Source organism: uncultured Fibrobacter sp. (assembly GCF_947166265.1).
In the GTDB taxonomy this organism is placed as follows: Bacteria; Fibrobacterota; Fibrobacteria; order Fibrobacterales; family Fibrobacteraceae; genus Fibrobacter.
This window is the reverse complement of sequence record NZ_CAMVDO010000021.1, coordinates 13334-36801: the sequence shown is the minus strand read 5'-3', so window position 1 is coordinate 36801 and position 23468 is coordinate 13334. Positions and strand designations below refer to the sequence as shown.

14 protein-coding genes are annotated in these 23468 nt (G+C 45.7%); 2 read left to right on the top strand and 12 right to left on the bottom strand.

Annotated elements, in window-relative coordinates:
- The first annotated feature begins 62 nt into the window (after nt 1-62).
- Nucleotides 63-3401 (top strand): helicase-related protein, encoded by a 3339-nt coding sequence (locus Q0W37_RS10765; RefSeq protein ID WP_297701468.1) that lies wholly within the window; start codon nt 63-65, stop codon nt 3399-3401.
- 14 nt (nt 3402-3415) lie between these two features.
- On the opposite strand, the gene Q0W37_RS10760 is transcribed toward Q0W37_RS10765, so the two are convergent.
- The 10 genes from Q0W37_RS10760 to Q0W37_RS10715 all read right to left on the bottom strand — a co-directional run bounded on the left by Q0W37_RS10760 (nt 3416) and on the right by Q0W37_RS10715 (nt 15376).
- Nucleotides 3416-3946 (bottom strand): hypothetical protein, encoded by a 531-nt coding sequence (locus Q0W37_RS10760; protein WP_297701466.1) that lies wholly within the window; start codon nt 3944-3946, stop codon nt 3416-3418.
- A 17-nt stretch (nt 3947-3963) separates the two neighbouring features.
- Nucleotides 3964-6612, bottom strand: a complete 2649-nt coding sequence (locus tag Q0W37_RS10755; protein ID WP_297701464.1) for a UvrD-helicase domain-containing protein — start codon at nt 6610-6612, stop codon at nt 3964-3966.
- A gap of 152 nt (nt 6613-6764) precedes the next feature.
- Complete coding sequence (locus Q0W37_RS10750) at nt 6765-9143, bottom strand: Z1 domain-containing protein (protein ID WP_297701462.1); 2379 nt, start codon at nt 9141-9143, stop codon at nt 6765-6767.
- A 13-nt stretch (nt 9144-9156) separates the two neighbouring features.
- Nucleotides 9157-10029: a hypothetical protein gene (locus Q0W37_RS10745; RefSeq protein WP_297701460.1), complete on the bottom strand. Its 873-nt coding sequence runs from the start codon at nt 10027-10029 to the stop codon at nt 9157-9159.
- An 11-nt stretch (nt 10030-10040) separates the two neighbouring features.
- Nucleotides 10041-11504: an Hsp70 family protein gene (locus Q0W37_RS10740; RefSeq protein WP_297701458.1), complete on the bottom strand. Its 1464-nt coding sequence runs from the start codon at nt 11502-11504 to the stop codon at nt 10041-10043.
- Nucleotides 11505-11513: 9 nt separating this feature from the next.
- The gene (locus tag Q0W37_RS10735; protein ID WP_297701456.1) at nt 11514-12701 is read right to left on the bottom strand and encodes a hypothetical protein; all 1188 of its coding nucleotides are present in this window, start codon (nt 12699-12701) and stop codon (nt 11514-11516) included.
- 189 nt (nt 12702-12890) lie between these two features.
- Nucleotides 12891-13190: a hypothetical protein gene (locus tag Q0W37_RS10730; RefSeq protein WP_297701454.1), complete on the bottom strand. Its 300-nt coding sequence runs from the start codon at nt 13188-13190 to the stop codon at nt 12891-12893.
- Complete coding sequence (locus Q0W37_RS10725; protein WP_297701452.1) at nt 13180-13824, bottom strand: hypothetical protein; 645 nt, start codon at nt 13822-13824, stop codon at nt 13180-13182. Before Q0W37_RS10725 ends, Q0W37_RS10730 begins: the two co-directional genes overlap by 11 nt.
- A gap of 10 nt (nt 13825-13834) precedes the next feature.
- Nucleotides 13835-14746, bottom strand: a complete 912-nt coding sequence (locus Q0W37_RS10720) for a hypothetical protein (RefSeq protein ID WP_297701450.1) — start codon at nt 14744-14746, stop codon at nt 13835-13837.
- Nucleotides 14747-14764: 18 nt separating this feature from the next.
- Nucleotides 14765-15376, bottom strand: a complete 612-nt coding sequence (locus Q0W37_RS10715; RefSeq protein ID WP_297701448.1) for a hypothetical protein — start codon at nt 15374-15376, stop codon at nt 14765-14767.
- 102 nt (nt 15377-15478) lie between these two features.
- Here Q0W37_RS10715 and Q0W37_RS10710 point away from each other — a divergent pair, with 102 nt between their 5' ends.
- Nucleotides 15479-16234 carry a flavodoxin family protein gene (locus Q0W37_RS10710; protein ID WP_297701447.1) on the top strand — a complete coding sequence of 252 codons (756 nt, stop codon included), beginning with the start codon at nt 15479-15481 and terminating at the stop codon, nt 16232-16234.
- Nucleotides 16235-16369: 135 nt separating this feature from the next.
- On the opposite strand, the gene Q0W37_RS10705 is transcribed toward Q0W37_RS10710, so the two are convergent.
- The gene (locus tag Q0W37_RS10705; protein WP_297701445.1) at nt 16370-20647 is read right to left on the bottom strand and encodes a hypothetical protein; all 4278 of its coding nucleotides are present in this window, start codon (nt 20645-20647) and stop codon (nt 16370-16372) included.
- A 27-nt stretch (nt 20648-20674) separates the two neighbouring features.
- Nucleotides 20675-23416, bottom strand: a complete 2742-nt coding sequence (locus Q0W37_RS10700; protein ID WP_297701443.1) for an Ig-like domain-containing protein — start codon at nt 23414-23416, stop codon at nt 20675-20677.
- Nucleotides 23417-23468: the final 52 nt, after the last annotated feature.

Genomic DNA, 23468 nt, shown 5'->3' with positions numbered 1-23468 from the left:
TGCCACAATTTTTGCTCACCACACAAAAAGACTCTGACCAAAAAACCTCCTTCAAAGAAAGATTGCAATCGCTCATTTCCAAATCCAAGGAATTGCGGGCGCTTGTCGGTTACTTCTATTTTTCGGGTATAGGCCCTCTTCACGATGCGATAAAAGAGAATCCCGATATCAAGCTCAAGGTGCTTGTGGGGATGGAAGCCGAAGAGCACATGGGTAAAATTATCGAAATTGCAAAGACCCATAGCGGCATGGTCTCGCAGGAATACAAGGACGCATTCCTCGATTCACTGCACAATGTATTTGCTAGCAAAGGTGTCGATGACGAAACATTTTTTGAACGCAACAAGTTGTTTGTTGATTTGCTCCGCGAAGGTCGCCTCGAAATCCGCAAGACCCGCGAACCCAACCACGCCAAAATGTACCTGTTCACCATGAAAAATGACGAGGTGGATTGGCTCACCGGTTCTGCAAACCTCACCTGGAGCGCCCTTGAAAAGCAAAATGAAGTCAATGTAGATATCAACAGCTTTGATTACGACCGTGCAAGCATCCTTTTTGACAAGTGGTGGGATGACGCCATTCCTTTGACGGACGACGATACCAAGGAACGCATTATCAAGATTCTGGTAAACGAGTCGGTCATTGCTCTAGTAACACCATTTGAGGCCTACGCCAAAGTGGTCAAAACCATTGCCGAAAAAGAAAACATTACCGACAAGAATCTCGAAGAACGCATTGACCGCATACTGAAGGATGCGGGATTTAATAATTTTAAATACCAGAGCGACGCCGTACTTGCCGCATTAAACATTCTTAACAGGAATGAAAATAAGCAGAATGGCGTTATCATCGCCGATGTGGTTGGCCTTGGCAAGTCCATTATTGCAAGCCTGTTAGGCAATTTACTTACAGGGAACGGCCTTGTCATTTGTCCTCCGAACTTAAGAGGAGATTCTAAATCCGGTTGGGAGATGTATCTCAACAAATTCAAACTTTCACAACGCGGATGGTACACAGAATCATTAGGAAGAATTGAATCCGACTTTGAAGGATTCTGGGACGAGGTCAAAGAACGCGATTACGGAACCATCATTATTGACGAAGCTCACCGTTTTCGCAACCAAGAAACCGACAGTTACTCCAAGCTCTGGCGTATTTGCAACGGTCGAAATGTTATCCTACTAACAGCAACTCCGTTTAACAATAGTCCTGCAGATTTTGCCGCTCTGTTGCAGTTGTTTACCGACTTAAGGAATTCAGACTTAATTGCAGGCGGAGATTTACAACAAAAATTCCAGGATCTTACAGTCGCATTCGTAGCGGCAAGCTACCTTCTCGCCCATCTTTTTGATAAAGAAGGAAAATACTTTGACGAATGCATGCGAAAATGGAAAATTCTTTTTGGCGATGAACCTTTAGACATTGTTGATATTAAAGATCCCAATAAAGTTGCAAAAATCCGTAGAAGACTATTATACATCATTCAAAAAATTTCTAACGAGGTCCGCGAGATTATCGCTCCCGTCACGATCCGCCGTAACAGACTCGATATCAAAGCGAACCCGGATTACGCAAAAGATGTAAAGGAGATGTCAAAGGTCGTTCCACCCAAGGAGCAATTCTTTGAACTCACCCCAGAACAAAACAACTTCTATGACCGTGTCATTAATGAATACTTAAGCGACACAACATTTACGGGTGCCGCCTACAGGCCATACGCATACAATACAGCAAGTTCCAACGACGAACAAAGCGATAACGTACAGCAGGAAGGCATGTACAAGTTTATGCGGCGTTTGTTAGTTCGCCGTTTTGAAAGTTCTTTCGGAGCATTCGCAAAAACTGTCGCCAACGCCATCCAGTATTATCGACATGTAAAACAAATTGCCATCACCAAGGGAATTGTTTTTCAAAGCCGCAAATTCTTAGATCGTTTCACGACTCTTTGCGAAAATGATGCTACCCCTGCGGAATTTGACAATTTCTTTGAAGAAATTGCCCGTACCGAACAAGCCCGCACTAGCCGCGACAAAGATGAAATTTACGATGTCGCGAACAAGTGTTTCGACAAGAAAAAGTTCTTTGCCGATCTCGACAAGGATATCGGAACATTCGAAAACATCCTTAAGGAAATCGATTACCTGAACCTATTGAAGGAAGACCCAAAGGCGTTACAGCTCATAAATATCGTCAGGAGCGTCCTCAATTGCAAACACAAGGACTTGGACAATGTAACCGGTCGTAAAGTCATCATATTCTCGGAATACCGCGACACCATAGACCACGTCAAGAGATACTTCGACAAATCAGATTACGCCGAACGAGTTTTAGCACCAGAATCCGCAAGCGATGAAGTTCTTGACAACTTTGACGCATCGCGAGAAAAGCAAAAAAATAATTTTGATGTTTTGCTAGTTTCGGACCGTTTTAGCGAAGGATTGAACCTTAGCCGTGCAGGACTCGTCATTAACTACGACATTCCCTGGAATCCGACGAGAGTTATCCAGCGAATTGGACGAATTAATCGTATCGGTCAAAAAGTATTTGACAAACTGTACATCTTCAACTATTTCCCGACAGAGCAAGGTAGTGATGTTATTCATTCTAGGGAAATCGCTGCAAACAAGATGGCCATGATTCACAAGATTCTTGGAGAAGACGCCCAGGTACTAGCCGCTGACGAAGACAATCCTAAGCCATCTCGCCTATACGAAATGGTGAACGCCGACCCTGAAGACGCTGATGAAATGTCCCCGCTCACCCAAATTAAACTTGAATGGGCAAACATTCAAAAAGACCACCCAGAAATCGCCGAAAGGGTGAATTCTCTCCCTAACCGAATCAAGAGTGCTTCGGCAGCAAAAGAAGATGCTGACGTCGGCTTTTATGTTCTCAAGAAAAAGGGATCTCTCCTTTGGAGTGTTTTCCAGAACGAAGCTGGCGAGCGCAAGTTAATTCACGCAATCGATTTGGCGATGCGCCTAAAATGCAAAGTCAACGAGGATGCTCTACCAATCAACCAGGATTTCTGGGACGCCTATAAAGAACTTTCTGAACTTGACCCCAAGAGCATTGAGCAAGGGAACACCAGTACCATGCCCAAAAACGACGCCTACGCCAAGGCAAAGAAAGTCATTGTAGAAGCACTGAGCGTCGCATCTCCTGGATCCGACATTTACGAATTCCTACAGATTATCCAAGACGATTTGGATAATTGGCGCACTATACCGCGCTATGACCTCAAGATTATAGCCAACTGCGAAGGAAGAGACCTTGACGGATTGTACGAGAGATTAGGCTACTTACGTGAAATGCTACAAAAATCTAAAGACAATCGCAGAGCCCAACGTGAAGAATCCAAAAAAGAAGACGAAGTTGTGATTGGCGTGCAGAAGGTCTAGGCCCTGGGGGAAAATCAAATTTCCCCGGCCAATTCCTTCGCCAAGGTCACATTTTCGGGATGTCTATCAGCATTACCAATCCATGCGGCCTTTGCCTTAGACCAACCGAATTTATGTTCTTTTAAACGATTTCGAACGGCAACAGAGGGGATCCGTTCAAATCGTATTTCAACTTTTCCATCAATCAGTTTATACGAGCAACCTTCAACCTTGTTATCTGATGTTTTCGGAGTCACAACAGCCGGTTTGGTGACTACAGAAGATGGTGCTTGCACCTTTCCTATTTCACTCATTTTTTGATCTATTTTTTCAAGAGCGGCCTTGCATTTTTCATCCACCAGTTCTTCGCGTTCATCCAGCTTCTTGAATACCTCTTCCGCATTCGCTCCAATTGCGTTCAGCAATTGCTGTGATTTTGAATGGACATTCTTGATTTCTGGAGAAATCTGGTCTTGGATTTCGTCCATCTGCGCTTTGACCTGCTGAACCAGCTTTACCGATTCAGAAAAGGACTTAATCAAATTTTCAATTTCAATATTAGGCATAACAGCTTTCCTTTTTGTTAAACGTTAATCAATGAACCCATATACGAATTCATTTTTCTGACAAACTCATTTAGAGCCGTCATAAATTCCTGAGAATCAGAATCTCCGTAAACACTCTTCAGAGCAACATTCAAGTCCAATCCTGATTTGTAGAAGATTCCCGGTTGCAAATAGACTTCCCCAATTTTTCTCAATTCAGAGGATTCTTCTACTTCTTCCATATACTTCTTAAGATTATCAATCTGATTAACTTTCTTATCATCTGGATCCAAAATCAACAAGTACTTTACGCACTTGTCATAATCTCTTTCCTGTTCCGCCAACTTGGCCATACAACGCCATATATCCTCATTATCCGCATTCGCTTTCCGATAGCTTTCCAATGCACGGAGATAGTTCCCTGCATCTTCATTATCCTCAGCATCAGCATACCAGTCCGTATCTTCATTCCTCAACTGATCTAGGAATAGTTTACGGACATCAAAGGACTGTTCGCAACATAATAAACCTTCAGTCGATTTCAAATCCGAGTAAAGCAGGCTCTTTTCATTCTGTTCCATGACACACAGAAATTCCTGAGCCCTTGTTACCGAGACATAGAACAAATTGAAATAATAACGATACCTTGTCTTTTTCGCTGTTCTTTGGCCCATAATTTCGTTCCACATGGAATCATAAGCACTCAAGACATTACAGCAGACAACATACCTATACTCCATACCCTTGATTTCTGCAATTGTATAAATCAACGAGTTCTGAGCATTGCGATATTTTTCTTCACCATAAAGATTTATTATCTGATTTCTAACATTGTCGTTCGGAACAAGCAAAGCGACACTGGGGTATTTAAGCAACTCCCCAAGCATTTTTTTTACATTATTTTCATTCCACGCCAAGCACAAAGGCTTTTCGCCATCTCGACAGCCATCTTCATCCACATCATGTTTTTGCGCACCAATTTTTTCTCTACGCTTGGTCACAATCCTATTAGCAACAGCAACAACTTCTTTCTGACACCTAAAATTCTGTGTCAGGAATTCAGTTTTCAATTCAATTCTTTGATTTTCATCATGGAACAATCGGCACAACTTGCGCTCATTAAACACGGTCGGATTAACGATTTGCTTACTATCGCCCGCCAAAATAAGGCGCCTACTGTCGACAAGCCGACTAATCAAATAAATCTGCAACTCCGTATAATCCTGAATTTCATCTACCACGACAAAATCAAACATCTTTTCCACAGGTTCGTTTTGCGGGCCTGTAAAATCCTCATGCAGCTTTGCAATAGCATTTAAAGCCAAATCATTATCATCATAAAACCCACGAACTCTCAGCCATTGTTTGTATTTTTCGTAGCACTTGCAATAAATATCTTTACGAGCATACTGCTCAACCATGGAGACTTCTTCATTCAATGTCTCGTAGTCATCAAAGGACATTTCCGTTTTGCTTGTGTCAAAACTAGCGAAGTATTCAATCAAATAGTTTAAAAATTCTGTAGCTTCATCAGGCAAATCATATTGTTCATAATCAATAGATTTCCACTTCGGATCTAGCTCAAACAATCTTTTGTCAGCATCGTTCCTTTTAATCAAGCCTTTGCTATTCAGCACTCTAAAAGGCTCTATGTATTCAGGGGCTAATTTCGTGGAATCCAGTAATTTCGTTCTAGTCCAATCGGACTTTGTACCACCCTTTATGACCCCTCGAATTTCAGTCCACAAGTCAATCGGAGTAAGGCTATACTTTTCCAATACGTGCTGAACATTTTTATCGTTTGCAACGAAGTCATTTAAAAATTGCGAGGTTTCAACAAAATTCTTACGGCTCCATTTTCCTTCATCTAAAACTGAGCGACAAAATTCGTTGATGTCCCAAAATTCTGGATCTGCACCTTCCGGATGAGCACAAATAGACTTGTATTTATTTTCTACAGAATTCAGCAATTCCTTCGACTGTGTAAAATAAGCGCATTTCTTTTCTGAGGCGAAATCATTCAATAAATGCACAGCAAGAACGGTCTTACCCGTTCCCGCACCGCCCAAAATCAAAGTAGGCTGCTGTTTTTTCTGATAATTTTCAATTATTTCGCTCTGTTTCTTCGACAACTTAAAATCAAGGTTTCTCAAATCAAGCGTTGCAAGATTTTCGTCACTCACAACATAAATTACATGATTAGCCTGATACGGAACATCAAATACAATATCGCAGAAAGCATTATAATCTTCCTGAGACTTGATGTCAGCCTCTGTAAATTCAGAACGTTTTTTCAATATTTCGCGAGCATCTTCATAATGTTGCTCTGCCGGGAGCTTTTGTCCAGCCAATCCTTGCTTATCATGAACCGCATAAGCAAGTAATACAAGAGAATCTTTATCTTCATCTTGTAAATATGACAGGTATTTCCCCCAAGTATAAAGAATCCTATCCCCATCATTAAGCTGATATTTCCAAACGTGTTCTCCGCCGCCCTTCATCGATTTACCATTATTCATATTGAGGTAATCTTTCAAGCTTTGGATGCCGCCATTTCGTTCTAAGTTCACAAGATTTTGAAGTTCCGCAAATATTTGTGCCAAAACTTCCTTAGATACGGCATGCTTACCATACTCACCAAAAAGATTCGTACAGCGAATAACGTTTTCAAGTACAAGGATTTTCATAATTTATGATTTCCAGACACCCTTTATGAGTTAATCATTTCCTAGCCCGCAAATTCAAAGCTACATATTAAATATATAACATTTTCTCAAACAACGCACTCTAATTTGGAAAAAAAATAAAAAACGGACTTTGAAGTCCGCTTTTTTAAGTTTTAACGAGGGCAATACATAATACTGTCCATGGATTGCGGCAAACACAGCACCGGCCAATAGAACGGCTCTCCCAACCAACCTTGCACCTTTTTGCCTTCATTCAATTGCATCGCCAGAACGGGTACATTTGTTGCTTGCGCTTTCAAATAAGGGCTTTCCTTTTGACCATCTAACGGAGCATCAATAAAGCCATTGCCATCGGATCTCACACGACTAGTATTGCAACCAGTTCTTGTATAAACAAGAATCTTTCCATTGGAATCTTTAAGGCGGTCAATTAACGTAATCATATCCAAGCCGTCCCACTCACAATCCTTATTTTCATATTTTGAACTATAAACAAACTGTTCTTTAGCCAAATTTACCATAGCTATAGCATCCTTCGCATCAATTTCAAAGCACACGCGCTCAGTCTTCCCCGCAAAATAGTGTCCAATTTGTCTAACAAGTTCTCTCAACCTCGCCACTGAATTGATCGTCTGTTGCCCAGAGGGTAATACAAATTTTCCAGCCTTCCAAACAACCCCCTTCGAAAGAGCAACACTATTCATATTACAGGGAATAATTCCATTACTCTTATCGCAAATAACAAATTCAATACTCGGATCAGCTTTGGGATCGTTTATTGTCGCCGCAAAGCGTTCCCTCATCATATCGTCCATTTCATTGACTTTTTTTAGGACATTGTACAGAGTTCTTTGCGAATACAAACGGGTGACTGCCATGTCATTCAGAGAACGATTTCCGTACATTCGGCAATGTTGCAAAACAGTAGCCTGTTGTTTGGTTTGAGGTTCTCTTCCATAAAAAAAAACCAATAAATGGTTAATGGTAATGCCACGATCAAGAACAAAGGCTCCAATAAACAAGTTTAGTTTATGAGTTAATTCAAGTTGTCCATTATCATCTAGCAAACTTTGTACATTCTGGTCAGAATTGACTAATTGGACATTGTATTCTTCGTTTTGAATCAACTCCAGGACTCTTGTATACACGACATCTTTGTCAGGAATGGTTAAAATTTTTTCGTCAGAAGCAGTCGATGCATGTGCACGTCCCAAAGAAATAGATTTTTCAAGGTTCTCATATATTTCATCAAACAATGTATTAAATCCAGCTATGTCAGCACCGGGTGTTGCCAAGGAATCAGCCCAAGAATTCAGCAACGTTTCTATCAGATCAGCTTCCCAAGCATGGTCCAGCTTATCTGTACCAACATGCATGACATAGCTTGTATGATAAGAATCATGCCCAAGATTTTCTTCCTGTATTTCACGTATGGCCGATGCAACAAAGTAATGCATAACAGACCAGCGCAAATCCTTTATTTTGGGAGAATTCTCTACATTTTTGACCAATATGCCTCTTTTAATGAAATGTCCGTGAACTTTCTTATCAGTAGTTAGGCAAGCAATGCAGTCAGGTGCAACCTCATGGTACAGGCTACTATACATTGATTGGTCGTCTTGGGATTCAACAAAATACTGCTTTGATCCAACATATTTGTCATGTATCGGCACAAGGGCAGTAAATCTCGGGCGAAACGGAACGACCCTACCATTGGAAACATCTACGTAATTATCCGGCTGCAGATATAATGAATACGGCGTTGCCGTTACCTGCAAATAACGACAATTCGGAAGTCCTTCTATCAGTTTGTCAATCTGTGAAGCGATAACCCCTTCTTTGACATCGCTTTTCTTCTTCATAAAAGCTCTTGACACAAAGTCGGCTTCATCGTCAATAATAAGGATATTCTTTTCTCTAAGTTCGGAGTTTAAGAAAACATCCAAAAGAATCTGCATGTTTTCATCTTGCTTCTTTGCAATATAAACATTCTTTTCGCCATTGATCAGGGACTTCCTTAACGGGACACGTTTTTTCATTATATCATAGATTGATACCGTCGGGAAAATTTTAGGAAGGGCATCCCTTTTACACTCTCTGAAATCGTATTTCATACGTTTCACGGTCTGATCAACAAGAGCGTTTGTTCCTTTTGTCAATATAATACAGGCATCCACTCCATTGTCAAAAGCACGCGCCATACATCCGACAAACGCACGAGTCTTTCCCGACTGGATTTTTCCTAGCAGCAATCCAGGTTTCTTTGCTTCGGAAGGGGACAATCCTGATTCATAAAGTTTTGCAATTGTACCTTCAATACATTCTTGTAATTCTTTGCTATACGGAATGGTTTCGCAAAAATGGGGGTATATTTTTGCGAAACCATCCGAATCTTTAACAGGTGGCGGAACAATTTTCCGAATTTCAACACAGTAATTGGACCCAACAAGTTGCTTTAGCTTTTCGTTGAATTCCGCTTTAAGTATTTCAGCTTTCTCTTTTTGTTCGTCAGATGTAAAGATGGACTTCATTTTTTCTCCAATATTATTTCACACAAACAGATATCTTGGTAAAGCCTATAGCAATATCAACGACTGGGGTAGGTTCCTGTTGTAAGCAAATACTCATTTTTTCAAAGTTATCGAAAGAAACCAAAGAGCCCTTGTCAGGTAATTCTTCAATTACCAACTTGGGATGTTTCCCAAAAACGACGCCGAAAGAATTGACATTGGCAATAAAAACACCACCAGACGAAATTCGTATTTCGTAACCGCCGTCTCTAACCTTTTCGCCCTTGACGTCATAGCCGCTACAAGACAAGGACAAAGCGTCAGGATATGCGATTCTCGGTTGTGGCAAGACAACATTTTGTACTGAATCTTCGGGAGTTTTTTCCGGTGGTATATCCTTGGGCAGGTCGTCTCCCTTCGGTTTTTCAACCACACTGGGCTTTTGATCCGGTTCTGACTCACCATGTTCATCAGAATCTGGTGCGGGAGGTATGGGGGCGGGCTCCGGAGCAGGTTGAGCAACATCAACAGTGGGTTCAGGACCCAAATCTACCATTACAGGAGCTTCATAAAGTCCATGACAAACATCCCAATCAACGCCACATCGTACTCGATTTGCCTCATCTGCCGCATAAGGGCATCTACAAACCAATTTTCGATTTTTACCTACAAGTCCATATGTAGTAATCCCCTGGGCAAAAGCACATGTTACAGGAGAATGCATTATTGAAATTTGGCTTTCAGAAAAAAAAGCCTTTATATTTTCGCCTGATTTATCCTTTTTAAAGACATCTTCAATTTTTTGCAACAATCTGGCATCATTTATCTTGCTCAAAAAAAGCTGATCACGCCAAATACTTTTCTGTTCTCGAGGGAACACATTGCTTCTACGACAAACATTTGACATATTACCCTCCCTTAGTCATTCGGAAGTTCGTAACAGCAAGACAAATTTGCATAAGACCAACACCGAGCGCCATCGGGCAAGCCTTGACATGAAGCAACAATATTTACAATCATATTTTCATCTATCGAAACTTCAAGCTGAATCAACTCATCCCATATATTCGCAGTCTGAATTCCAAGATACTTCTCCGGACTTTTGTCAATATCTTCTGATCCGGTAAATGTAAAAACAGCCTTTGCGGAATCATCTACTTTTCCAAAGTAAAAAGGCTGAGGATTTTTTTGATATTTTGAAATTCGTTCTTCCTTCTTTATAAGCGGGTAAACATCGCCATCGTTTAGGCGAAGCGAAACATCCTGATTCACAATAAAATCGCCAGGTGCAGAAGAAAGCAAGGCGGCGCCAATAGAAACACCCCAATCGGAATCGCCTGATGATATCAGCAGTTTGTCGCCAAACTCAGCCTTCATTTTTTTCTGCAGAAGGAGGAGTTTACTACTCCCCCCCACTAGGAGAATCTTATCAATGCCACCAATACCCAATTTTGATTCATTAATAGTTTTTCTTAATGTTTCTATAGCGGCATCGATAATGTATTCTATACATTTATTGAATGATTCTTTTGTGATTTCCTGCTCAACTTCACCATAATCATCGTAATCACCATGAGAGACCATCACTGATTCAACATTCTGTTGACCGTTGAGCTTAATTTTAGCTCCTTCTACAAATATTTTCATTCGGTTCTGAGTCTTTAAGGTCATATCTTCAAACGATTTATTTTTCCCTGTTTTCTCAGAAATCCATTGATGAACACACCGAGCAACACGCTCATCAATTGCATTACCGGCACAATCCATGCGTTTTTTAGCCAGTTCTTTCACAATTCTACCTGAACGTTGCATCACGGTCACATCCAGGGTACCACCACCCCAGTCAAAAATCGCGACATTTTCATAATTTCTTAAAATTGCAGACTCGTTATAACCTGTCAAATGCGAATAGCTCGCAAAGAATGCCGCAATTGGCTCAGTTATAAAAGTTTTTATTTTAAATCCAGCAGCCTCTGCCGCAGAACGCAAGATACACCTGCGAACCATCGGGAAATCATTGGGAACCGCCATGACTATTTCTAACTCGCCAGGTCGCTCAACGATAGTTTTTATGTGTTCAAAATAGCCTTTGAGAATCGAATCCCTAGTAACAGCAACGCCGCCATAATTACGGTCATACTTGTACTTGTCGGACAATAAATCTTTTAGGGAGGGTATATAGTCATATTCCTCACTAATTTTACTTTTGGCATCTATTCCATAATAGCACTTGCCATTAGTCTTATTTACGGCGGCAATAGAAAGAATGGGATTTCCCAATTGTGTTATTCCGTCTCTAATGCCCCTAGTATCTTGGGAGTCCTTGTAAATGACGATCGTGCTTCGGGTTGTCCCAAAATCAATTCCTATGTATTCAGACATTTTTTCTCCTTATTGTTGATTCAAATCCATTTTATTGTCCATAATTATTTCAAAAACATTTTCCAAATAGTTACGCATTACACGCCCCAAGACATCACTCATTTGTTTATCACGACAATCTTGGAATGCGCTATAATACACAGCAAGCCTATCTTGAATAGACTTCATTTTTTTTTCATACCTATCATCCCGTGAGTCCTTAAGGATCCGGATACTCTCATTCTTATCCTGAATGACGGCTTCCTTTTGTTCAAGTTCCGCAGACATTTGCTCTGTTTGAATTCTTAAAGCCTGGATTTCAGCTTTCTTTTCTTCCACCTCTAGCCTACGATTATTTAGAGAATTCTGAAGAGCTACTTTTTGTTTTTCATAATCCTCTCTTTCTTTTTTCCATTCAGCTCTACTTTGCTGAAAGAAATCACGACAACCAGCCAATTCCCTTTCTAGCCGCTTTTTTGCATCGATTAAAAGACTATATTTATTTTTAATTTCTTGAAGTTCTTTAGTTAGATCCTGATCTTTCGCACTAGCATCAGGATTATTTTTTTCCACAGTTTTTTCTTCCTGTAAGGATTCTTTTTTCTTTTTTTCCTTCGATCCAGACATCAGCGAAATCACGAAATCAAGCTTTGCTCGATTTACCACCGCATCTCCTTTCAAATTTTCATCTGAATAGCGTTTCCTTACTTCTTTGAAAAAAGCCAGCACTTTTTTATTTTTAGCCTTGACCTTTAAATTCAGTTCATCAACAGGCCGTACTTCGACTCTTTTTAAAAATCGTTCTTCAAATTCATCCAAATTTAATTCAGACCTTTCAGGAAGAACGTTGCTCAATAGTTGCAAAACCTGACTAATAAATTTACCCGCCGTATCAATTTCGTTAATACAAATAGAAAGTGTTCCCAGCAGAACAACCAAAGTCCCATGTTCTTTACTTTGTATTCTTTTACCAGACAGAAGTTTCTCGAAAAAAATATCTCCCTGTTTCTGCTTCTTCCAGACATCTTTCCAGTAATTAATGCTATTGCATAAATACCCGTCAATCAAAGTTTTTTCAGCAAATTCATCATACCCAACTTCAAAGACATATTTTTTCCAGAGACTCGAAAAAGGCCTCTGTTTATCTACGGCATTTGCCGATGTAATTTCGGTGCAAATTTTCTCTAGATCAGACTTCAAATCAATATTATCGGACATTGCCAAAATCCTCGCATGAATAATCAATCATTTATAGACTAAATATAGCCACAAAATGTCACAAAGCTTCAAAAAATAACAAAAAAGGCGTGCCGACTCACCTTTTTCTAAAACAGCACATATATTTCCTCCCCCTTTCACCCCTCATCCCCCCCCCTCAAATACCCCTTCCATTCCCTCAATCGTCTCTCAAGTCAGGCGGTCATAAAACATTTCATACATCGGGGCAATGACTTCCGCGATTTCATGAATTCGACGGTCTTTGGGGATTCTCTCGTCATTAGCAAGCTTCAGCATATGCGAGGCCTGGTTCCTTGCCATAATCACAATGGACGCCTTACCGATATCAGAGTGATCCTCAATAATTTCACGGAACGCCGCGTATCTTTTCTCGGTTATCCTGTTGAAATTGCCGAGGGCACATTTCATGGAGCCCGGCTTTTTCTCAAAAGCTTTGTAGCGTTCGTTGATGTTATCGTTAGGATTCATACTCTTCCTCCTCCCCTTCTTCCCCACATTCCGCCACTTTCCCTGCATCGTACAGGGCGAGTTGATCGAGCGTGGTGCATATCTGTTCGGCGTTCATGTTGTCGAGAACAAAATTCAGCTGCACATACACGGCGTCGCTGTCCAGGTTGCAGATGACATCGCAAACGCATCGTTTTTCTTCGGGCGAGAGCTCCGAGAATGCAAACGTGATCGAGGGCGAATTGTCGTATTTATTGCGAAGTATATTCAGGTTCATGCTATTGCAGATGGCCAAGCGCAATTCTTCGCGCATGGCATCTAGCTGTTTCAGGCTCGTATTCCAGTTGGTCTTTAGAAATCGAGACACATACTGGTCGAGGCGTTCCCGAATATAGGGGACGCGCCAACGGTCAAGTCCATCCTTGCCGACATAGAATGTTTCTACCGAAAAGCCTTGGCGCATGTAGTCCACATCCAGACCAACGACCCCCCGTTCGTAAGGGTCCACAATCATGTTGCCATGTTCATCGCGGAACGAGAAAAACACGGGATTCCCGCTCACCATCACTTTTACGCTTATGTGGAAAACAGGGTGGAGCGCAAGCAGCATGTCCTCCACCTCCTTGCAAAGCCAGCGTTTCTTGCGGAAAAACATTTCAACCTCCTCACCTGTACAGATACGGCAGTTGCCGCATATTGTTGTAGTACAAAATCAAGTCTGATTCAGGATTATCCATAATATGTTTCGGGTCATCTATGCGGATGCAGCGCACGGGGTAAAGGTACTCGGGTTTCAGCCTTTCCTCTTCCACGATAGACTTCAGGAGTTCCCAATGCCGCAAGGCCGTGTCATTCGGCACAATCACCGAGGCAATGGCATCACTCGTCCATACGATACTCAGGGTATCCACATATTCAAAGACGCCTTTCTCGCCATTGTAATAACCGGACAGGTTCAGGTCCACGGTATCGACTAGACCCCAGGTGTCATGCGAACGGGAGCGCAGACGTTTAAGACCGCTCGGGTCCTCCGGGTCAATCACCTTGATCGGAGAAAATGTCGGCCAGTATTGGATTCGAGCATTCCCGGCAAAGAACAGCGCCGCGTTCTGATGAGCACTTGCGATATTCCAGCCTGCAGGGCAAACTCGGCCGCGTTCGTATAACGGGTAGTAGCGCCCGCGTTCGCAAGTAGAATCTAGGCATTTGCTGCACCTGGTCTTGTAGCGCAGATTTTCGAGCATCAGGTGGAAGGTCACGGTGTCGCCCGCCAAAAAGCCGGAGTCATGTTCCGACATGGTGCACCCCTTGTAATCGGCGAATTTGAGCACCGTATATTCGTTGCTGTCGCGCGGATCCACGAAAGTCTCGAGCTTCTGGAAATAATAGTTGTCAACCTGATTGGCAGGGCAATTCGTATAGTAAAAGCTCAACGAAGGCTTCCACTTGATTTCTACACTGTCAAGTAGTAGCCTGATTGCACACGCGCCTACGGTACCTATGACAGCGCCTACGACAAATGCCAAAAGAGTCAGGACACATTCCTTGAGGAACGCTTTTGTCAGAAACTTTTTCATTTGAGCCTCCCCGCTCCCCTAACCAAAATACCCAAAACAAAAGAACAGCAGGAACAGCGGCAGAATAAAGATCCACACGCCCTGAAAATAGTGTTCTAGGTCGGAGTCGCTCATGGTCGAATGGTCTATCAACGAAATTACCAAGTACCAGAGCCCAATGTATTCCAACACGGAATGGCCCCCTTCAAAGATATACTGGAGCAAGAAGTAGCCGAGCGTAAAGCCCACCACCGTGGGCGCCACCGCCGAAAGCGTATGCTGCACCGCCACCATGAACCACGGGCCGCGCGTACAGTAGCTGATGTGTCCTATGCGCCCTCCGTCATCTTCGAACATGCAGATTTCGTCGACCTCGGCCCCCGTAATCACGGCAAAGCACAGGTGCGACATTTCATGCACGAACGTACCGGGGAATGTCAAAAAATTCACGAAGAAATAGGCAAAGTCGCGGTTCACCGACCCGATTGTCTCTATTTGCGCGCGCTCCAGCCCATACAAGAGAAGCCCCGCAATCACAGGTGCCACGATTACGACCAAAGTCAGAATAATGCTGATGACCGCAACGGCACCAATACCGTCACCCCAGCCGAACCATGCGATTACCTGGGACATCGAGGGGAGTGAGAACATGGCGAACCTCCTTGTTTGCGCGCCGGACATTCATATATCGCATTTTATTCTTCACAAGTAAAACGATTAATGAAAAAAAATTATTTTTCTAAATTTGTACGCATGGCAGATAAAAAGAAAATCCTCATCATGGTCGCAAGCCCCAAGAACGAACGCAGCGGAACGCTGATTCCAACCAAGGCCTTCGTGGAAGGGCTTGAAGAAAACGGAGACTTCGAGAGCGAATACCTTTTTATCGACCGTCTGAACATTAAGCCCTGCCGCGGCTGCCTCAGTTGCTGGGGACGCGAAGACGGCAGCTGCTTCATGAAGGATGACGACGTGCCCTGGGTGCGCGAAAAGCTCACGAACGCCGACATTGTCATCTGGAGCTTTCCCCTGTACCTGTTCGGTGTGCCGGGACAGATGAAGGTCCTGATGGACCGCATCGTGGGAATGGTGCACCCCTACATGGGCCAGAAGCTGAAAGACGGCGTGAACGCGCTGAATTCGAACCTGCACGGGCTCCAGTTCCAGAAAGAAGGGCAGAAAATCATCCTGCTTTCGAGCTGCGCCTGGATGGACATCGACGTAGTCTACGAACCGATCCGCAAGCAGTTCGACATTATTCTCGGGCACGAGGGCTACACGCTCATCGCCTGCCCGCAGATGCGCGCCCTCGACCACCGCGGAGGCCCGCGCCGCCTGAAAATGCTCCGCAACAAGTACAAGGCCGGCGGCGCGGAACTTGCAAGGACAGGCTCCCTCACCCAAGAAACCATCGACCTGCTGCAAAAGCCGCTTTTCAGCGACGATGCCTACGTGACGCTCGTGACCGAGTTCGTGACGCACATGTTCGACCGTCCGGACAATTTCTAACGACTTCGGCGAATTTCTAGTTCATCATTACTAGAGATTCGAAGACAAGCATATAAATTTCGACACAAAAAGCCCGGATTCTAAACGAATCCGGGCTTTTCATATCACATTCCAGGAATCAAGCGACGTTTTCAGCTACTTCTTCATTTTCTTGCGACGAACGCCCCACTTGTCCTTGATTTCCTCTTCAATCTTCTTGTTCTTGTAGCGGACAATCATCTTGAACTGAACGCTATAGATACCCGTTCCCACAAAACGACCCTTGTGATCCTTGAAGTTCCAGTTCACAAAGACCTTCTTGTCGGTTTCAAGGCAGTTTTCGCCAAATTTCGGGCTATTACACGGCACCGTAATGGTCGTGTCGTTCACGTACTGTCCCAGGTGATCGAAGTAGTTCACGATAAACGAGATGTACACATCTTCGGGCTTCAGGGAATCGAGCACCGACGGGTCGAAAGAACCGTCCGCAGAAACCTGGGCGCCATCCAGGAGCTGCGGGACAAAGCGTTCGCCCAGCTGCACCAGTTGCCCGAGCTTACCGTCTCGTTCCAGGTCTTCCTTCGTCGTAGAACTCTTGACGTAGCGCAAATTCACCGAGCTTACCGTCTGGAGCGTATAGCCTTCTTCGTCCTTTGTGCCGTCATCGATATCGAAACTACCCATATTGGTCGATTCCACCAGATGGTTCAGGAGGCCGCCAATAATGACCGCCTGCGGATTTTCGCCGGCGACATTGCCGTAGTTATCCTTGATGGCATCGACCGCGCCGCGATGGATCAACAGGGAATCTCCCGGCATGATCGTTCCCTTGCTTCCGTCGAACACCAGCTTTGCAGTAAGACCGTCATTCGACCAGTCGATACGGGTCGGTTTTAGCTCGATGGTATCCTTTCCGTGGATATAGGAGAAATAGTCAGACCCGTTGAGATCCTTGGTGAGAATCGGTTCGGAGAAGGTCACCAGCAACGTGTCGGCCTTCTTGCCGTAATCGAGCGTCGCACTCGTCACAATCGGCGGCATACGGTCAACCAGCGGAACGGGCTCTTCGCTCACGAAGGTTTCGTTAAAGATCGAATAATACGTGTAAACGGTCGCCTGCGGCAACTTTTCGCTGATGCTCGTAACTCCCGTGGCCAAACGTGTCGGGTAAGTCACATTCCAGATGACTCGGGTCGAATCCGCCGGATCAATCGTCAAGCTAGAAGGTTGAGCCTGCAACTGAACCATCATACCGCGGAAACTGTACCACGGATAAGACATGTACAGGGTTTCATCGATATCGGCACTGGTGAGTTTTCGATCGAATACCGTCACGATCCTATCCAGAACACCGTCGCCGTCGTCATCCCAGTATTCCACGTTCTTGGCCGAAGGCAGACGATCCATCACCTTGACCCTGATTTCGCGGTCGTATTCGTCGGAGGTAATATACTGGAGGTTTTCGAAAGAGACGTTCGGATAAAGCGAAACGCTATCCCTGTCGTTTCCCCTGAGCTTGAAATCCTTACCCACCAGAATCACGATGTCCTTTGCCGGCATATAGACCTTGGAAACATCGTTGATACCGTAGCGTTTGGCTTCTTGCTTGAGCATCACCAACATGTCGGGAGAGGTCACATCCACCGGCATCAGGTCGATATTAAACAGCAGGAACAGGGAATCCAGGCCCTTCGTGTTACGAATGGCAAAGGCATCCTTGATAACGTTGCTCCCCATTTCAATCAGCGAGGATTCGCGGACGTAAGAGGCTCCCGAGCCGGTCTTGTCGCTATAGTAGATGAGCGCCTTGGCGTCTTTCGGGAACTCGCCCACACCGGGGAGTACAAGGTCACGTACATCGACCAAGATTCGGTCACGGGCCGTGTTGAGCTTGGGGTTCACGCAGGTGAGCGTCTTTTCACCCACCACCAGCTTAACATCATCGAGATAGTAGTTGCTCGACAAGGTATCGGTCAAGAGGATTTCCACGTAGTCGAATTCCATGTCACCGTCGGTATCCTTGATGTAGCCGACGCGGCTATTGGGAATCGGGTCGTAGAAGTTGATATTGTCGATAACCACCATCTGGTTTCCGCCGTAGACCTTGATAGAGCCGCCGTCCACCACGCGGTCAGACGTCACAAAGATCGTCACGCTACCATCGGGGTTGATGACAAGCTGATCCGTCTTTTCACCGGTCGACGGGTCTACCAGCTGCACCGCCGTTTTCGAAACAACCGTCAGGGAATCCGGCGAACCGAAATATTCCTTCACCTTTTTCTTGTTGAGGGTGATCGCGACAACATCGCCCACCTTTGCAGAATCCAGTCCGGAGTTGAAACGCAAATCCATCGGGATTCCACTCGGATCATTGACCAACAGGTACTTGTTGCCGTTGATAACTACCACATTCGGGTTGCTCGAATCAAGATCCGTCGGTTCCAGGACCACCGTCTTTGCAACAATGGAGTCACCCTTTTCAAAGCTTTCTACCGTCGGGTAATCGTCATAACCGGAGCCGTCGTCTATGTCAAAGTCGTCGGCACCATAGTAACGCCTCGAAGAACTGGACTTATCCTCGATATCTTCACCGGAACCGCCGTACCTGCTCGAAGAGGAATTGTCTTCGATATCCTCGCCGCTGCCGCTACCCCTCGACGAGCTGGAGCCGGAATCGTCACCTTCGCCGCTGGAGCTAGAACCAGGATTGTCACCGCCCTCGCCACTGGAGCTGGAGCCAGGATTGTCACCGCCCTCGCCACTGGAGCTGGAGCCAGGATTGTCGCCACCCTCGCCGCTAGAGCTGGAACCGGGATTGTCGCCACCCTCGCCGCTAGAGCTGGAACCTGGATTGTCGCCATTGCCACTGGAGCTAGAACCGGGATTGTCGCCATTGCCACTGGAGCTGGAACCTGGATTATCGCCGTTACCACTGGAGCTAGAGCCTGGATTATCGCCGTTACCACTGGAGCTAGAGCCGAGTTCAGTATTGCCGCTGGAACTGCTCTTTCCATTGCCACTGCTACTAGATGTCAAGCTGCTGCTCGACTTCGCACTGCTCGAAGACTCGACATATTCGACCATCGACGAGCTGTAAGAGTCACTCGAAATTTCGGTATCGTGTCCCGTATGTCCGCCTTCGCGAATTACGCCCACGCCCGAAAGCGGAGCCAAGTCATCTAGATACTTGTCGATATACTGGACATGAACCAATACGTTATCGTTAATCAACTTGTCCGGGTTTGCCGCAAAGTCCACAAACACCATGTGTCCCGTATTGGCCGCAACAAAGATATGACCGTACCCATCGGTCGTTCCCTGGTCAAGGCGCCAGCCCACCTGCGGGGTTCTGGGTTCAGGCATATTCTCGACCGTTTCCAAGAAGAAATACTTACGAAGGTCTATCGAGGCGACTTCCTCGGCCGTCACCTCGCCTCCCTTGATGCGGGGCTTAATCTGGACAATGCGGGCGCCACCGAAAACAAAGATGGACTTGGAATACGGGTCATACGCACCACCATGCGCACCTTCCAGGGAGTCGATCAGGATTTTCATTTTTAGAGTGTCAATCACGCGGTCGCCAATGGAACCGCCAAGTCTACCGATGTTGCTGCTATTCACGGTTGCCCACGACGTATCGGTAAATACGCCAAAATAAGCCTTTGACCTAGCCTTATCCTTTTCGGCCTGATTACAGGACTCATAGTTTCTGGTGTTGTAGTTATACTTTTCGCAACCACCACCAGCCGCTTCGGAATACGTGAAAAACGCCCTGCCTTCACCATCCCAAATAATGGTCGAAAGCTTATTGGTCTTGTCGCGATCTGAGTTATCATGTCTCAGGTGAACCACGTAGCCCGTATCCGCGAAGTTACTCTTTTTCGGATCATCCTTCGTCGAAAAACGGTACAATGCACCGGGAATGTCGGCACCCCACAGCCAGTCGCCCGTCGGGTCCATCATCAAATGCCATATACCACGAGCATTGGGCTTAATGCCTGCTGTCTTTTCCATACAGCCCTTACCGGTTTCCTTACCGTCTTTCCTCACCTTATGAACATACGGGCCCTGCCCTGCCACCAAGAGGCTTCCATCGGGGTGATGCACAATGCCATCGGCACCCTTGAGGTAATACCTTTGGCCATCGGCCTCATAGAAATCCTCCTTGGTGCAAAGCGTCTTACGGTCCGAGGGTTTCATGAGCAGGTAGCCCGCCCCGTTGTACTGGTAGCTAATGCTCTTGACACGGTCGTTCTGTTCGTACTTGGTATAGTACAAGGTCGCCTTGGTCGAGGCGTGGGGTACGATATCGCCCACCTGCTGGATCCAGATACCCGTCGCCGGGTTTTCCGGCGTGGGCATAGTCGTCTGTGCCATGGCAAGGGAGGCCATAGCCAAAAGCATTGTCGATATGTATTTTACAGTCTTCATCATAATCGTATCCTCGGAAAGTCTCTTCAGCTAGCGCTTCTTTGCTGTGATGCCCCATCTAAAGATTCTTTCAACCGTAAAGTCTTCCTTGGCTCCATACACCTTAATCTTGAACTTCGCCAAATAAATTCCCACACCCACGCGGCGGCCATTGTCGGCGCGCATTTTCCAGCGGACATAAAGCTTGTCGGGATTTTCGAGGCAGTTCCCGTCGAAGAAGGAATCGTCACAGGCGATAGACTCCGAGGCGCCACCCACATAGCCACCCAGGTTCGTGTACACATAAAGTTCCCAGTGCAGCCCGATATCTTTCATATCCGGCACAGAGGCACCGAGAGAATCTTCTTTCATAATCGTCGAAAAACCGATATCCATCAACACGCCAAGCGAAGACTGGTCCGTAGCGGCTTCGGCATCCTTGACTCGCATAATTCCAAAGCTCTTGCTACTGCACTTTCCGTCCATCTTGCATCTTTCTTCGTCCCTTTCCCAGAATTCCTCGGCCTTGTTCAAGTCGGCAAACGACGTCGTCTTCATAATCACGCGCGGGTCGCCTTCGACCATGACCGCCGGGGAAATTTCAGAAACGTTGTTCCCTTCAAGATCCACCAAGCCATTGGTAAAGTTATCGAAGCGAACGGAATCCGCCGGGTTCATGCGGTTCGAAAGGTCTTCGCCCGCTTCCATATACAACGTAACCGACTTGCCGTCATCTTCCCATTCCGCCGAGGAAAGGCTGAAATGCACCCACGCCCCGTCGACATAGAACGCGAGGCAGTCATCGGACAAATTCACCTTCGTGTAGTCGATCGCCTCGGAGAAGGTCACCTTGAACTTATCCGGCTCCATCATCTGGAACGATTCCGGATTCAGGAAAGTCGAAGAAATGACCGGCGGCATGTAGTCGTGCATTCCGTACTTCGTCTCTTCTACGGTATCCTTTCCGTCGACCGTTACCTTGTTTCCAATCGTGGCATACCCGTACTCTACACTTCCATCCTTGGAATACGACGAATCGATCGCCGTGAGCATTTTCTTGATATCGTACTTTTCAGGGTCAAGGGCAAAGCCGAGCAAATGTCCGTTGTCCGAAATCGTAAGGTCCTTCAGGTTCGGCTTGATCGCCACCAGTTCACCATCGCTATCGAGCCAGTAGAAGGTCAGATCCATTTCTTTGAGATCGCTTTCGGTAATGGGAGTTTCAAAGCCCACCGAGGCGCTATCCATGCGGCCGTCGCCATTGCGATCGTAGAAACCGTTCTTGTCGCTGTCCACGTAGACGCGTCCGGCATTCTGCACCGGGACTTCCTGGTTGTTCCTACTCGTCGGAACACCGTCGGCTGCGGTCAGGATTCCGCTAGGACAATCCTTGTCGCTGCAGACAGTCTCGATTTTCAGCATGTCGCCCACCTGGACCACACCCTTCTCGACCGTAAACGTCCACTGAGTCCCGTCCTTGGAAATTGCGGAAACATCGATCGACTTTCCGTTCAGCTTGAGTCCCCGACCACTCTTCCAAGTCGGATCCATCACCTTGTTGAAACGAACGATCAAGGTATCGGTCGCACCGCTCCCCTTCAGGAGTGTTGCCGACTGAATCGCAGCCCCGATGCTATCGACCAGGGCAGTCTTCAGGGTATCGCAGCGGTCGCCCACCGAGGAACAGACGTATGCCTTCAGGCCACCTTCCGCCGATTCCGTCTGGAGTTTCACGTCCACGTCGGGAAGTCCATAAACATTCTTTTTCTGCTTGACCTTTCCGCTGTATTCCTTGTAGGATTTTTCACTCGGCCAGCTGTACAGGAAATCCTTCACGTCCACCGAGTCGAGATTTCCGCCGAACCACGCCGCGATGCTATCGCCAATGCCATCACCGTCGGTGTCGTAGATTGCCGCAAGGTCGAGCGTCGGCATATCGGGATTGGTAAACTGGTATTCGCCGGGGAACTCTTCGTTCAAGATAAACTGCTTCGGTTGGAGCGGATCATCGAAGGAACTCAAGCTAAACTTCGAACCATCGTCAATCGCCTTAGTGGCCACCACCAAAAATTCGCCCTTGCCCCCCTTGAGTCGAATCACCACCGAACCGTTCGCCTGTTTCAGATTTTCTCCGCCCGCGCTCAAGAAAACAAGATCCTTGCTTGCACCTTCGGTAGAAAAGTAGAAGTCCCTATCGAGCGCAGAATCAAGCCGATCTTTGTTCGGGCCAAAGGGAATCAGCGCCTCGACATTGACGTGCATCGTATCGCCCACTTCGTAAGAGAGGATAGACTTTTTGGTAACTTCCTTGCCTTCCACATAGTACTTGAGGTACGGCACATAAAAATTGTAGACAATGCTTACGACCGGGTCGCTTGCAACAGCATCGTCAGAAGTTCCGAGCACAAAGTTTTGCAATTCATAGTCGCTACCGATACGGATGGTCACAAACCCCACCGAGTCTGCCTGCACGGCACTCAGGTTATGAATTTCCGTGGAATTCGACATCAGCTCAAACCTAAAAGCCTCGCGATTCAACTGTTCTTCTTGCGGGGCGTACACATAAAATTTGGCGTACGGAACCGCAATGCTCCTGTCACGGGGATCTTCTCCCGGCGGAACAACCCACAGTCGAGCACCGCGATTGTCCATAATGCGGTAATACTGGCAACGTCCATCGGGTTCGCCACTATAGTCGATGCAGTCGATATTTTCCAAAGCGCTGACAGCTGTCGAAAGACCTAGCACCGACAGCACCAAAGCTGAAAGAAAATGTTTCTTGATACACTGCATTACGACCTCGATAAATGAAAAAACACGCAAAAAAAATTTGCATACCACACAT